This window comes from Natrinema versiforme (assembly GCF_005576615.1).
GTDB classification, from domain to species: domain Archaea; phylum Halobacteriota; class Halobacteria; order Halobacteriales; family Natrialbaceae; genus Natrinema; species Natrinema versiforme_A.
On record NZ_CP040330.1, the window covers coordinates 117,970 to 131,596 of the forward strand.

12 protein-coding genes are annotated in these 13,627 nt (G+C 67.5%); 8 read left to right on the plus strand and 4 right to left on the minus strand.

Features of this window, described 5'->3' with window-relative positions; genetic code table 11:
* Nucleotides 1-2 precede the first annotated feature (2 nt).
* Nucleotides 3-947, minus strand: coding sequence for a ribonuclease Z (rnz, locus tag FEJ81_RS00580; RefSeq protein WP_138243435.1), 945 nt, complete (start codon nt 945-947; stop codon nt 3-5).
* A 282-nt stretch (nt 948-1,229) separates the two neighbouring features.
* Here rnz and FEJ81_RS00585 point away from each other — a divergent pair, with 282 nt between their 5' ends.
* The 3 genes from FEJ81_RS00585 (at nt 1,230) to FEJ81_RS00595 (ending at nt 4,016) form a co-directional block, all read left to right on the plus strand.
* Complete coding sequence (locus FEJ81_RS00585; RefSeq protein WP_138243436.1) at nt 1,230-2,357, plus strand: DUF7282 domain-containing protein; 1,128 nt, start codon at nt 1,230-1,232, stop codon at nt 2,355-2,357.
* A 63-nt stretch (nt 2,358-2,420) separates the two neighbouring features.
* Nucleotides 2,421-3,479 carry an AAA family ATPase gene (locus FEJ81_RS00590; RefSeq protein ID WP_138243437.1) on the plus strand — a complete coding sequence of 353 codons (1,059 nt, stop codon included), beginning with the start codon at nt 2,421-2,423 and terminating at the stop codon, nt 3,477-3,479.
* A 99-nt stretch (nt 3,480-3,578) separates the two neighbouring features.
* Nucleotides 3,579-4,016: an acyl-CoA thioesterase gene (locus tag FEJ81_RS00595; RefSeq protein WP_138243438.1), complete on the plus strand. Its 438-nt coding sequence runs from the start codon at nt 3,579-3,581 to the stop codon at nt 4,014-4,016.
* Between the two features lie 8 nt (nt 4,017-4,024).
* On the opposite strand, the gene FEJ81_RS00600 is transcribed toward FEJ81_RS00595, so the two are convergent.
* On the minus strand, nt 4,025-5,119 hold the full coding sequence (locus FEJ81_RS00600) for a methyltransferase domain-containing protein (RefSeq protein ID WP_138243439.1): 1,095 nt from the start codon (nt 5,117-5,119) through the stop codon (nt 4,025-4,027).
* 204 nt (nt 5,120-5,323) lie between these two features.
* Here FEJ81_RS00600 and FEJ81_RS00605 point away from each other — a divergent pair, with 204 nt between their 5' ends.
* Together FEJ81_RS00605 and FEJ81_RS00610 are read left to right on the plus strand one after the other, a co-directional pair.
* Entirely contained in the window at nt 5,324-5,884 is a 561-nt protein-coding gene (locus FEJ81_RS00605; RefSeq protein WP_006671604.1) for a TATA-box-binding protein, read from the plus strand.
* Between the two features lie 359 nt (nt 5,885-6,243).
* Nucleotides 6,244-6,663, plus strand: coding sequence for a DUF7344 domain-containing protein (locus FEJ81_RS00610; protein ID WP_138246684.1), 420 nt, complete (start codon nt 6,244-6,246; stop codon nt 6,661-6,663).
* 22 nt (nt 6,664-6,685) lie between these two features.
* On the opposite strand, the gene hisG is transcribed toward FEJ81_RS00610, so the two are convergent.
* Nucleotides 6,686-7,543, minus strand: a complete 858-nt coding sequence (hisG, locus tag FEJ81_RS00615) for an ATP phosphoribosyltransferase (protein WP_138243440.1) — start codon at nt 7,541-7,543, stop codon at nt 6,686-6,688.
* A 119-nt stretch (nt 7,544-7,662) separates the two neighbouring features.
* Here hisG and FEJ81_RS00620 point away from each other — a divergent pair, with 119 nt between their 5' ends.
* On the plus strand, nt 7,663-10,005 hold the full coding sequence (locus tag FEJ81_RS00620) for a heavy metal translocating P-type ATPase (protein ID WP_175416331.1): 2,343 nt from the start codon (nt 7,663-7,665) through the stop codon (nt 10,003-10,005).
* Between the two features lie 4 nt (nt 10,006-10,009).
* On the opposite strand, the gene FEJ81_RS00625 is transcribed toward FEJ81_RS00620, so the two are convergent.
* A complete protein-coding gene (locus tag FEJ81_RS00625; protein WP_138243441.1) occupies nt 10,010-10,207 on the minus strand; it encodes a CopZ family metallochaperone in 198 nt (65 codons plus the stop codon).
* Between the two features lie 126 nt (nt 10,208-10,333).
* Here FEJ81_RS00625 and FEJ81_RS00630 point away from each other — a divergent pair, with 126 nt between their 5' ends.
* Both FEJ81_RS00630 and FEJ81_RS00635 read left to right on the plus strand, forming a co-directional pair.
* The gene (locus tag FEJ81_RS00630) at nt 10,334-10,921 is read left to right on the plus strand and encodes an AsnC family transcriptional regulator (protein ID WP_138243442.1); all 588 of its coding nucleotides are present in this window, start codon (nt 10,334-10,336) and stop codon (nt 10,919-10,921) included.
* Nucleotides 10,922-11,005: 84 nt separating this feature from the next.
* On the plus strand, nt 11,006-13,606 hold the full coding sequence (locus FEJ81_RS00635) for a heavy metal translocating P-type ATPase (RefSeq protein ID WP_138243443.1): 2,601 nt from the start codon (nt 11,006-11,008) through the stop codon (nt 13,604-13,606).
* Nucleotides 13,607-13,627 lie beyond the last annotated feature (21 nt).

Sequence of the window (13,627 nt, forward strand, 5' to 3'; positions counted from 1 at the left end):
GATCACTGCTCGTCGTCGTCCGGATACGGAATCTCGAGGTACTGTCCGTCTTGGGGAACGAACACGTCGTCCGCATCACCCGCGAAGACCTCGCGGGCCTGTCGTTCGTGGTCCTCGGTCCGCCCGGCGTAGCGCGAGGAGAGGTGCATCAGCGCGAGCCGGTCCGCCCCGGCTCGGTTCGCGATTTCGGCGGCTTGGCGGGCCGTCGAGTGGGCGGTATCGGTGGCGCGGTCGGCGCGGTCATCGGCGAAGGTGGCGTCGTGGATCAGCAGGTCCGGCCCGTCGGCGGCTGCGATCGTCGCCTCGGCGGGGCGAGTGTCGCCGGTGTAGACGATCGACCGGCCCGGGCGGGGGTCGCCGACGACCTGCTCGGGGTCGACCACGGTACCGTCCTCGAGTTCGACGGGTTCGCCCTCGTGGAGTTTCGAGAACTTCGGTCCCACCGGCACGCCTAATTCCTCAGCGCGTTCGCGATCGAACCGGCCCTTGCGGTCGTCTTCGACGAGTGCGTAGCCGACCGAGCGGGTGTCGTGGTCGGTCTCGAACGCGCGGACCTCGTACTCCTCGGCGCGGTAGGCAACGTCGCCGCCGCCGACTTCGCTGATCCGCACGGGAAACGAGGGACGATTCCCGAGGGCGTTGACCAGCGATTTGAGCTGTTGGCGCGTGCCGTGGGGCGTGTGGATCGCCAGCGGTTCCTCGCGGTCGTTGAAGGCCATCGTCTGGAGCAGCCCCGGAATCCCGAGGACGTGATCGCCGTGGAGGTGCGTGACGAACAGGTGGGAGACCGAAAAGCCGGTGCCAAAGCGCATCATCTGACGCTGGGTCCCCTCGCCGGCGTCGAACAGCAACCCCTCGCCCTCGCGGGCGACGAAGACGCTGCTCGGATTCCGTTCGGTCGTCGGAATCGCCCCGGCCGTCCCCAGAAACGTCACGCGCAGTGCCATCGGTACCCCTTCGGCGGGCCGCGGCTAAACCGGCTTCGGATCGCTCGAGCCGTATTTCCGGTCCGGAACCGACTCCAGTCCGTGGGAATCGTCGCCGTCAGTGTTCGAGTCGGTCGTTCGGTTCGAATTTCTATCGGTTCAGCTGGGGCGACGAACAGGGTTCGTGAACTGTGGTAAGTGGCGACTATTCACGTAAACTGTCTCGGAACGATCTACCGGCCTGCGAACGGACTGTGCGTTTTACGTCGGTCCAGTCCCAACACGGGAACGACAACACCCCCAATGAGTTCGAGACTGACGTTCGGCACGCTCAAGCGGATCGTCGCCATCCTGATCGCGATCGCGATCGTGCTCGCCGCCGGTATCGTCGTCGGGCAGGCCCCCGCCATCTTCGGCGTCGAAGAGGACCCCGAGGCGTCGATCACGTTCGAGGACCAGCAGGGCGACGGCACTACTGTCACGATTCGGGAGGTCTCCCTCTCCGACGGCGGCTACGTCGTGCTCACCGACGGCGGCGACGAGCCGCTCGCGGTCTCCGAGCGACTCGAGGCGGGGACCCACGAGAACGTCACCGTCGAGCGCAAGGACGATTCCACCCGTGAACTGGTCGGCCAGCTCACGGCGACGGTCCACCGGGACACCTCCGACGACGAGGGCTACGCGTACGAGGCGACCGACGGCGAGGAAGACCAACCCTACCTCGAGAACGGGGTTCCGGTCAGCGACACCGCGACGGTGACGACCACCGAGGAAGACGCGCTCGGCGACTCGTTCCTCGTCGAATCGATCGACGCGCCCGCGACGGCGACGACCAACGAGACGGTTCAGGTGAACGCGACGATCCGCAACCCGACCGAGTTCCAGACCCAGCAGTCGGTGACGGTCCGCATCGACGGGGCCGTCTTCGAGCGACAGGTGCTGGAACTCGAGGGCGGCGAGTCCCGGACCGTGACCTTCGAGACGGACACGAGCGGCGCGCCGCCGGGCAACCGGACGATCGGTATCTACACCGACGGCGACGGCGCAGTCTCGGACATCGACCTCGAGTTCCACACCGATCCGAGCGTCTCGGTCACCGATGCCTCCGACGGGACCGTGACGGCCGCCGCGGCGATCCCCGAGCGGGGATTCGTGGCCGTCGAGCAGAACGGTACGACGGTCGGTACGAGCGACCAACTTGCGCCCGGCGAACACGAGAACGTGACCGTCGCGCTGTCCGACGACGCGTCGATCGCCGAGGACGACGAACTCACCGCCGCTCTCTACGCGGGCTCGCCGGGCGAAGCCGACGCCGCGTCGCCGATCGAGTTCGAGGGCGAGCCGGTCGAAACGACGTTCACGATCGCGGACGCGAGCGCGGACGACTCGACAGACGGGAGCGGCGACGGAAACGAGTCGACCGGCGAGTAATCCCCCGCCTCGAGCGACGACTAACCGACCGATTCTTACCCGCCCCGCACCTATCGGCTGGCGATGGACGCGCCGCTGTGGACCGAAACCCACGCCCCGGAGCTGGCCGAGTTGCCACAGGACGACGCTCGCGAGTACTTGGAGCGAGCCGTCGAGGAGCCGATCAACCTCCTCCTGCAGGGACCGCCCGGGAGCGGGAAGACGGCCGCAGCGCGCGCACTGGCCCGCGAGGCCCACGGGGTTTCCGAATCGTCGCTCGACGATTCGGAAGCACGCCGGACCTCGTCCGGCGGTGGTCCGGACAACGACTTCGTCGAGATCAACGTCGCCGACTTCTTCGGCCGGACCAAGACCGAGATCAAGAACGACCCCCGGTTCGAGCACTTCCTCGTCGGCCGCTCGTCGATGTCCAAACGGGACATGATCAACCACGTCCTCAAGGAGTCCGCGAGCTACGCCCCGGTCTCGGGCGGCTACACAACTATCCTGCTCGACAACGCCGAGGACGTCCGCGAGGACTTCCAGCAGGCCCTGCGCCGGATCATGGAACAACACCACCGGACGACGCAGTTTATCGTCGCGACCCGCCAGCCGACCAAGCTCATCCCACCGATCCGCTCGCGGTGTTTCCCCGTCTCCTTCCCCTCGCCCAGCAGCGACGAGATCGTCGCCGTCCTCGAGCGCATCGTCGAGCGCGAGGGCGTCGACTACGACGACGACGGCCTCGAGTTCGTCGCGGGCTACGCGAACGGGAACCTCCGACAGGCGATTCTGGCGGCCCAGACGACCGTCGAGGACGAGGGGGAACTCACGATGAGCGCGGCCTACGAGACCATCGGCGAGGTCGGACTGGACGACGAGATCGAGTCGATGTTGGACGACGCCGAGGCCGGCGACTTTACCGACGCCCGCTCGACGCTTGACGACCTGCTGGTCGACGAGGGATTAGACGGCAACGAGGTGCTCGAGGAGGTCCTCCGCATCGCCCGCAAGCGGTATCAGGGCGACCGGCTCGCGCGGATTCACCGGCTGGCCGCCGATGTCGACTTCGAGATGCACGAGGGGACGAGCGACCGCGTTCACGTCTCGCACTTGCTGGCGGAACTGGGCCGAGACGCCTGACTCCCGTTTTCGGGACTCCCGACACCGGTGACGGACGAGTCACCGGCCAATCTCTCGCCGACACCGACCGTTATCCCCCTCCCGTGAGAACGATCCGGCATGCCGACGCTTCTCGAGACCCACATCAAGAACCGGTTTCGCGTCCAGCCGAATCACGCGAACAACAACGACACGCTCCACGGCGGCAATCTGATGAAGTGGCTCGACGAGGTGAGCGCGATGTCGGCGATGCGCTTTGCCGGCGAGACCTGCGTCACTGCCCGCGTGAACGAACTCGACTTCGAGCGCCCGATCGAAATCGGCGACACCGCCCTCGTCGAGGCCTACGTCTACGACGCCGGCAAAACGAGCGTCCACGTCGCGTTACGCGCGTGGCGCGAGGAACCCCGGACGGGAGAGAGCGAGAAAACGACCGAGTCCACGTTCACGTTCGTCGCGATCGACGAGAACGGCGAGAAGGTCCCCGTTCCCGACCTCTCGATCGAGAGCGAGGAAGGGGAGCGGCTTCGGGACCGCGTCGATAAAATCGACCGCTGATTCGCCGTCTACGCCGTTCGCCGCTCGAGGACCATCACGTACCGCGTCAGCGACCGATGGACGCGTCGCTCGAACGTCGACTCGAGTTCCCAGCCCGCCGCTCGCGCCTCGCTTCGCCACGATCGATCCGCGATCACGACCGCGCGCGGCGCGACCCGCCGGGCCTCGGCGAGCGCGCCCGAGACGAGGTCCTCGAGCCGGTGGGTCTCGATTTTCGACTGGCGGCCGTAGGGGGCGTCGAAGACCACGCCGTCGACCGCGTCGTCCGCCAGCGGTAGCTGGGTCGCGTCGCCGCGACCGACGTGCCACGAGCCCCGCGAAACGCCGGTCGGCGAGGGCTCGTCGGTCGCGAGGAAGTGCTCCAGATTCTCCTGCGCTCCGGCGGCCATCTTCGCCTGCGCGTCCGTGCCGACCACGTCAGCGCCGACCAGCCCCGCCTCCACGAGTACGCCACCGGTGCCACACATCGGGTCCAGAATCGTCGCGCCCGGCCGAGCGCCCGCGACGTTCGCCACGGCGCGCGCGAGCAGCGGATCCATGCTGCCGGGCTGGAAGAACGGTTTGTCCGTCGGTGCTCGAGTGCCGAAATCCCGAACGCTCTCGGCTGCGAGCCAGCCGAGCGCGCAGGCCGAAACGTGCTCGCCCGCAGACTCCTCGCCGTCCGCACGCTCCTCGTGCTCGAGAGAGCCCGCGTCCGAATCGGCCGCAAGTACACCTTCCGAAAACGCGACCCGCAGGAGATGGTCCGGATCGTCGAGATCCACCGCGAACCCGCGGTCGACCAGCACTTGTCCCAGTTCGCGCTCCGCGCGCTCGGTGCTCACGCCGCTCGAGCCGTGGACGTCCGTCGCTCGCACCGCGACGGTTCCCTCCCGGTCGATCGAGGCGGCCTCGAGGACGGTGCGAGCGCTCGCGAGGTCGGCGTCGCCGCGGCCGAGAAGCTCGCTCGCGCGCCGGGTGTAGGCGAGTCCGCGGACGCGCTCGGGGACGATTCCGCCCGCAACGGCGAGCCCGGGTGCGATTCGGCGGATGCCGGTCGCCGCGCTGGCCGCCTCGCGGGCCGCGAACGCGTCGTCTTCGCCGCCGAACTCGAGCAGATACACGGTCGAATCATCGCTTCGGACCGGCCATGAGCCTACCGCTTTCCGCGAACCGGCCGGTTATGCACGATACCAAATATCACACCTGCGACCCGTCTACCACCCGGAAATCGGCCGTCCCGGAAATCGCAGGGAGCGTATAAACCGGATATATCAGGTGGCGGTACTAACCTTTATAAACCTTAAATACGTCTTTTTAAGCGACTAATGACGGATCCGAAGGACACCATCAACATCGAAAACGTGGTGGCGTCGACCGGCATCGGACAGGAACTCGACCTCCAGAGCGTTGCCATGGACCTCGAGGGGGCCGACTACGACCCCGAGCAGTTCCCCGGTCTCGTCTACCGAACGCAGAATCCCAAATCCGCCGCCCTGATCTTCCGCTCCGGGAAGATCGTCTGTACCGGCGCGAAAAGCACTGACGACGTTCACGAGAGCCTGCGAATCGTCTTCGACAAGCTCCGCGAACTCCAAATTCAGGTCAACGAGGACCCCGAGATCGTCGTCCAGAACATCGTCACCTCGGCCGATCTGGGCCGCAACCTCAACCTGAACGCGATCGCCATCGGGCTGGGCCTCGAGAACATCGAGTACGAGCCCGAGCAGTTCCCGGGTCTCGTCTATCGGCTCGACGAACCGGAAGTCGTCGCCCTGCTCTTCGGCTCCGGGAAGCTCGTCATCACCGGCGGCAAAAAGCCCGAAGACGCCGAACACGCGGTCGACAAGATCGTCTCCCGGCTCGAGGACCTCGGCCTGCTCGAGTAACGCCGCCCGTTTTCGGCCGCCTTCGACCGCCTCGAGCGGTGCCCGCGCCACCAGTCCGTTTTCCGCTCACGGACACGTCCTCGCGCCCACCGACAGCAGGCGCCGTGTCCGTGAGATCACATTGTTCGACCACCCGCCGATCGTGCGCCAGTAGCGACTTCTTACCCGTCCGCGCGAAGCGACCCGCGACTCGAGCGATCGCCGATCTCGCCGATTGTCACACACCCCGTCGTCCCTTTCACCGGATTATCGACCGTTCAATCCCGCCCGAGCGGGGCCGACTCGCCTGAATCGAGCCAGACTCGTCAAAACGACCGTTCGCGTTTATCCGGGAACCCGTTCCTGACTCTCACGTGTCCATGACGATCCACCCAGATCGAACGACGCCGGTTTCGGATCGGTTTCACCTCGGGAGCGACGCCGCGATCGGCCGCCGCCCGCTCGCGCGGGAGACGATCCGGCACGTCGTCGACAGCGACCGCCGGCGCGAAGTGGTCCGCTGCGTACTCGCCGCCGACGATCCGATCGCGTTGCGAACGCTGGTCGGGCGACTCGCCGACGCCGAGCACGATCCGACGGTCGGGACGACGATCCACCGACTGCGCCAACGGATCCACACCTCGCTCTGTGAAACGCACCTCCCGCTGCTCGAGGAACACGATATCATCCACTTCGATCGGGTGCGGAGCCTCGTCGGCCCGGCGGCCAACTGCGCCGCGTTCGACTCCCTCCTCGAGTTCGAGTCCCTCGAGCGACCGATCGCCGCCCGACTCGAGTAGCGCGGGCCGCGACCGCCCGCGACTACTCGACGAGGCGCTCGATCTCGGTCACTAAAATATCGCTCGCGCCGGCGTTTTTCACCTCAGTAATCGTCTCGAAGACATCTCCCTCGTCGACGACGGCGTGGACCGCGACCTTCGCCCCGTCGTCCTCGTCGGCGATGTCCATGATCGTCGGCCCGCCCAGCCCCGGGATGACATCGCGGACGGCCTCGAGTCGATCCCGCGGCACGTTCATCATCAGGTAGCGCTTGCCCTCGGCGTGTTTGACCGAGGAGAGCGCGGTCCGGACTTCGCCGATCTTCGGCTCGTCGAGGACGTCCTCGCGACCGAACAGGCGAACCGAACTCGAGAGGACCTCGTCGACGACGGCTAGCCGGTTCATCTTCAGCGTGGTCCCGGTGCTCGTGATGTCGACGATGGCGTCGGCCATCTCCACGTGGGGCGTGAGTTCCGTCGCGCCCGAGACCTCGACGATGTCGGGATCGACGCCGGTCTCGGCGAAGAAGTCCGCCGTGATGTTTGGGAACTCGGTTGCGACGGTCTTGCCCGCCAGATCCTCGACGCCGTCGATGCCGCCGTCTTCCGGGGCCGCGAGCACCAGCCGACAGCGCCCGAACTCGAGGTCGAGCAGTTCCGAGACGTTGTCGACGCGCGCTTCTTGCACCTGATCGAAGCCCGTGATCCCGAGGTCGGCCGCGCCGTCGGAGACGTACTCCGGGATGTCGGCCGCGCGGGCGAACAGCACGGTCACGTCGGGATCGACGGTGTCCGCGTAGAGCTTCCGGTCGGCCCCGTTCTCGAGGTGGAGCCCCGCCCGCTCGAGGAGGTCGATCGTCGGCTCGTGCAGGCGGCCCTTGTTGGGAACGGCGATTCGCATATGCTGGCCCCTTGGCGGCGGCGGGGGAATTGTCTTTTCATCCGGGCGAGTCGCCGGTTCGGCCCGTTTCGGCGGCTGCCACCCCCAGTCCCTTGGGCCTCGGCGGCGTAGTGGTTCCGATGGACGACCACGACCACCGATCCGAGGACGGCTCGGAGACGGCCGATACCGGTCCTGGCGACGATCGGACCGATCGGACGAAGGAGTCGCTGCTCGAGGACGAGGCCGACGACGCCGAACGGGGGCGAGACGAGATCCGCGACCGGCACGAACAGGGGGAGGCCCGCGCCGGTCACGGTACACGCAGCCCGGACGGTCACGACGCCGGCGGTGCTCACGGTGATAGCGGTCACGAAGACGGCGGAGACGGCAGGCACGGCGACCACGGTGGCGGCATGCACGCCGGTCACGAAACGATGTTCCGACGGCGGTTTTTCGTCTCCGTGCTGCTCTCGGTTCCCGTCTTGCTCTACAGCGAGACGCTGCAGGACTGGCTCGGCTTTTCGATGCCGGCGTTTCCCGGCAGCGAGTGGCTCACCCCCGTCTTCGCGGTGATCGTCTTCGCCTACGGCGGGGTTCCCTTCCTCAGAATGGCCGTTCCGGAACTACGCGACCGCGCGCCCGGGATGATGACGCTCATCTCGATGGCGATCACCGTCGCCTTCGTCTACAGCCTCGCGAGCGTCGTCGTCCCCGCAGAGTCGGCCTTCTTCTGGGAACTCGTGACGCTGATCGACATCATGCTGCTCGGCCACTGGATCGAAATGCGCTCGGTTCGGCGGGCCTCGAGCGCGCTGGACGAACTGGCGAAACTGATGCCCGACACCGCCGAGCGGATCACGGACGATGGCGAGACCGAGGCGGTTCCGGCGAGCGAACTCGAGGAGGGAGACCTCGTCCTCGTCCGGCCCGGCGCGAGCGTGCCGGCCGACGGCGTCGTCGAGGACGGCGAGTCGGACGTCAACGAGTCGATGATCACCGGCGAGTCGACGCCGGTTTCGAAGGGACCCGACGACGAGGTTATCGGCGGAACGGTCAACGGCGACGGCAGCCTCCGGGTGCGGATCAGCGCGACGGGCGAGGAGACGACCCTGGCCGGCATCATGCGGCTGGTCGAGGAGGCGCAGGGTAGCGAGTCCCGGACGCAGGCGCTGGCCGACCGCGCGGCGGGCTGGCTGTTCTACGTCGCCCTCGGTGCGGCCGTCGTCACGGCGATCGCGTGGACGATCGCGACGGGATTCGATTCGGCGGTGATCGAACGCGTCGTCACCGTCCTCGTCATCGCCTGCCCGCACGCCCTCGGGCTGGCGATCCCCTTGGTGGTCGCGATCAACACCTCGCTGGCCGCGCGCAACGGGATGCTCGTCCGGGACCGAATCGCGATGGAGCGGGCCCGGACCCTCGATACCGTCGTCTTCGACAAGACCGGGACGCTCACCGAGGGCGAACAGGGCGTGGTCGATATCGCGACCGTCGACGGCGTCTCCGCGGACGAGGCGATCGCGCTGGCGGCCACCGTCGAGGGCGACTCCGAACACATGATCGCCCGAGCGATCCGCGAGGCGGCCGACGAGCGCGGCCTCGAGCGGGGAACTGCTACCGATTTCGAGGCGCTGAAAGGCAAAGGGGTTCGCGCGACGGTCGACGGGGCGGCGCTCCGCGCCGCCGGACTGTCTCGCGGCGACGAGCCGCGAGACGGGGAGCGAGTCTACGTCGGCGGGCCGAACTTGCTCTCGGAACTCGAGGGCGACGTTCCGGCGGCGCTCGAGCGATTTGCCGACAGAGCCGGTGAGAACGCGCAGACGGTCGTTTATGTAATCCGCGAGGGCGAGCAGATCGCCGCATTCGCGCTTGCGGACGTGATCCGCGAGGAGAGCTACCGGGTCGTCGACGCGCTCCACGAACTGGGACTCGAGGTGGCGATGCTGACCGGGGATTCCGAAGACGTGGCTCGAGCGGTCGCGGCCGATCTCGGGATCGACACGGTCTTCGCCGAGGTGTTGCCCGAGGACAAGGACGAGAAGATCACGGAGCTACAGGAGCAGGGCAAAACCGTCGCGATGGTCGGCGACGGGGTCAACGACGCGCCGGCGCTCACCAGAGCCGACATCGGCATCGCGATCGGGAGCGGGACGGACGTGGCCGTCCAGTCGGCGGACATCATCCTCGTCAAGAACAATCCGATGGACGCGGTCCGACTCGTCAAGTTGAGTCGCGCGAGCTACCGGAAGATGCAACAGAACCTCGTCTGGGCCGCGGGCTACAACGTCTTCGCGCTCCCGCTGGCGGCCGGCGTCCTCGCGCCGATCGGCATCCTCCTCTCGCCCGCGGTCGGCGCGTTGCTCATGTCGCTCAGCACGGTGATCGTCGCGATCAACGCGCAGTTCCTCCGCCGGACCGACCTCTCCGTGCCGAGCCTGTCGGGAGTTGCCGCGCCGCGGGAACCCCAGCCGGCTGACTGACACTCTACGCCGACGCGTCGTAGCCGGCCTCGTCGACCGCGCGAACCAGTTCCTGCGGGTCCGCGTCGCCGTCGACGGTGGCCCGCTCCGCCTCGCGGTCGACGTCGACCGATTCGACGCCCGAGACGCCCTCGAGTGCGTCTTCGACGGTCTGTTCGCAGTGTTCACAGGACATGCCTTCGACGGTGATGGTTCGACTCATAGTGGACCATAGGGGCGTCCGGTCTTTGTGCGTTACTGCTTTCGATGGTAACGCGATCGGAGGATCAGCTTTCGATTCCAAAGCGACGGTCGCTATATTCTTTGCTCCTGCGTTCGAACCGGACGTATGCGCGACCTCGATGAGACCGATATGCAGATCCTGCGGCTGCTGGGCGAGGATGCCCGCCGGCCGTACAGCGAAATCGCCGAGCGCGTCGACCTCTCCGGACCCGCCGTCTCCGACCGCGTCCAGCGCCTCGAGGAGGCGGGCGTTATCAACGGCTTCACCGTCGACGTGGACCAGTCACAGCTCCGGGCGGGGGTGCCGGTGTTCGTCCGGGCGACCGTTCCCGCGGCTGCCGTCGACGACTGCAGAGCGGCCGTCGCGGATTCCGACGCCGTCGAACACGTGTTCGTCACCGCCGACGGCGAAATCTGGTTCTACGCCCGCGCACAAGTCCAGCGCGTCCGCGAGTGGCTCGAGGGACTCCTGCCCGCCGACGGCGTCGAGTACGACGTGACGCTGGTCGACGACGCGGAGTGGACGCCCTCGCTCGAGGGGACGCAGTTCGCGCTCACCTGCGCGGAGTGTGGCAATACGGTCGACAGCGAGGGCGAGTCGACTCGAATCGATAGCGAGGTGTACCACTTCTGCTGTCCGTCCTGTCGAGGCCGGTTCGAAGATCGGTACGACCGGTTCGAGGCGGGCGCCTGACTTTCGACTCGAAGGTTCTCGGCCCCGCACAGTTTGGATTTCGATCAGCAAAGGGGGTAAGACGGGAGCCCCTACTAGTTACCAATGAGTACCCGGACCGCACACGTGGACATCCGGGGCATGAGCTGTGCGAACTGTTCGCAGACGATCAGCGAGGCCCTGGAGTCCCGAGACGGCGTGGCGGAAGCGACCGCCAACTTCGCGACCGACGATGGAACCGTCGAGTACGATCCCGAGACGATCTCGCTGGCCGAGATCTACGAGGCGATCGACGAGGCCGGCTACGAAGCCGACCGCGCGAGTCGCTCGATCGGGATCACGGACATGAGCTGTGCGAACTGCGCCGAAACCAACGAGGCTGCCCTCGAGGACGTACCCGGCGTCATCGACGCGGAGGTCAACTACGCCACCGACGAGGCGACCGTCGAGTACAACCCGTCGGACGTCTCGCTCGAGGCCCTCTACGCGGCCATCGAGTCGGCCGGCTACACGCCGGTCCGCGACGAGGGCGACGCGGAGGAGTCGGATCAGGATCGGCGCAACGCGGCCCGGCAGGCCGAGATCCGCAAACAGCGCCGGCTGACGATCTTCGGCGCGGTGCTTTCGGCCCCGTTCCTGTTCTTCCTCGCCGACACGTTCCTGCTCGGCGGGACCTACGTTCCGGAGACGGTCTTCGGCGTCTCCTTCGGCTGGGTCGAGTTCCTGCTCGCCACCCCGGTCTACGTCCTGCTGGGCCGCGAATTCCTCGAGAACTCCTACACAGCGCTTGCGAAGAACCGGACCGCCAACATGGACGTGCTGATCGCGCTCGGCTCCTCGACGGCGTACCTCTACAGCCTCGTGGTCCTGCTGGATCTGCTGGCGGGCAATCTCTACTTCGACACCGCCGCGATGATCCTCGTGTTCATCACGCTGGGGAACTACCTCGAGGCGCGTTCGAAAGGACAGGCGAGCGACGCCCTCCGGAAACTCCTCGAGATGGAGGCCGAGACGGCCACGCTGGTCGACGAGGACGGGACCGAACGGGAGGTCGACCTCGAGGACGTCGCGGTCGGCGACCGGATGAAAGTCCGGCCCGGCGAGAAGGTGCCGACGGACGGCGTCGTCGTGGACGGCCAGTCCGCGGTCGACGAGTCGATGGTCACCGGCGAGTCCGTCCCCGTCGAGAAGGAGGCGGGCGACGAGGTGATCGGCTCGACGATCAACGAGAACGGCGTACTGGTCGTCGAGGCGACTAAGGTCGGCTCGGACACGGCCCTGCAGGGGATCGTCCAGACCGTCAAGGAGGCCCAGTCGCGCCAGCCGGACATCCAGAACCTCGCCGACCGCATCTCGGCGTATTTCGTCCCCGCGGTCATCCTCAACGCCCTGTTCTGGGGGCTCGTCTGGTTCCTCTTCCCCGAGGCGCTCGCGGGTGTCGTCGACGCGGTGCCCGTGCTGGGGCTGGTCGGCGGCGGCCCCGCGGTCCTCTCGAAATTCGAGTTCGCGGTCGTCGTCTTCGCCTCCGCGGTGCTGATCGCCTGTCCCTGCGCGCTGGGGCTCGCCACGCCCGCCGCGACGATGGTCGGTTCCACGCTGGGCGCACAGAACGGCGTCCTGTTCAAGGGCGGCGACGTGCTCGAGCGGGCACGAGACGTCGATACCGTCGTCTTCGACAAGACCGGCACGCTGACGACCGGCGAGATGACGCTGACCGACGTGGTCGCGCTTGAGGCTGACGGCGATCGAGCAGCCGCTGACGGCGGCGAAACGGCGGCCGACGGCGGCGCGGTGGCGACTCGAGCGCGGCTCGACGAGAGCGAGGTGCTCCGTCTGGCCGCCAGCGCCGAGCGCAACAGCGAACACCCGCTCGCACAGGCTATCGCCCAGGGGGCCGAGGAACGCGGCCTCGAGCTAGCCGATCCCGAGGACTTCGAGAACGTCCCCGGACAGGGCGTCCGGGCGACCCTCGAGGGCCGCGAGGTGCTGGTCGGCAACCGGCGGCTGCTCGAGGCGCGGGGCGTCGATCCCGCGCCCGCCGAAGACGAGATGGAGCGCCTCGAGCGCGAGGGCAAGACCGCGATGTTGGTCGCGGTCGACGGCGCGGTTGTGGGCGTGGTGGCCGACGCCGACACTGTCAAGGAGAGTTCCGCCGACGCGGTCGGCGAACTGCGCGAGCGCGGTCTCGATGTCATGCTGATCACCGGCGACAACGAGCGGACGGCCCGCGCCGTCGCCGAGCGGGTCGGGATCGACCCCGACAACGTCCGGGCCGGCGTGTTGCCCGAGGACAAAGCCGACGCCCTCGAGGACATCCAGTCGACGGGCCGCAAGGCGATGATGGTCGGCGACGGGGTCAACGACGCGCCCGCACTCGCCGTCGCCCACGTCGGCACCGCTATCGGCTCCGGGACCGACGTGGCCATCGAGGCCGCGGACGTGACGCTGATGCGCGACGATCCGCTCGATGTTGTGAAGGCGATCCGCATCTCCGAGGCCACGCTGGCGAAGATCAAGCAGAACCTCGTCTGGGCACTCGGCTACAACACCGCGATGATCCCGCTTGCCTCGCTGGGCCTGCTCCAGCCAGTGCTCGCGGCCGGCGCGATGGCGTTATCGTCGGTGTCCGTGCTCTCGAACAGCCTGCTGTTCCGCCGGTACACACCGGACCGCGACTACGAACTGCTCGGCCGATTCCGCCGCTGATCGGTCCTCGAGCGGCTGCCG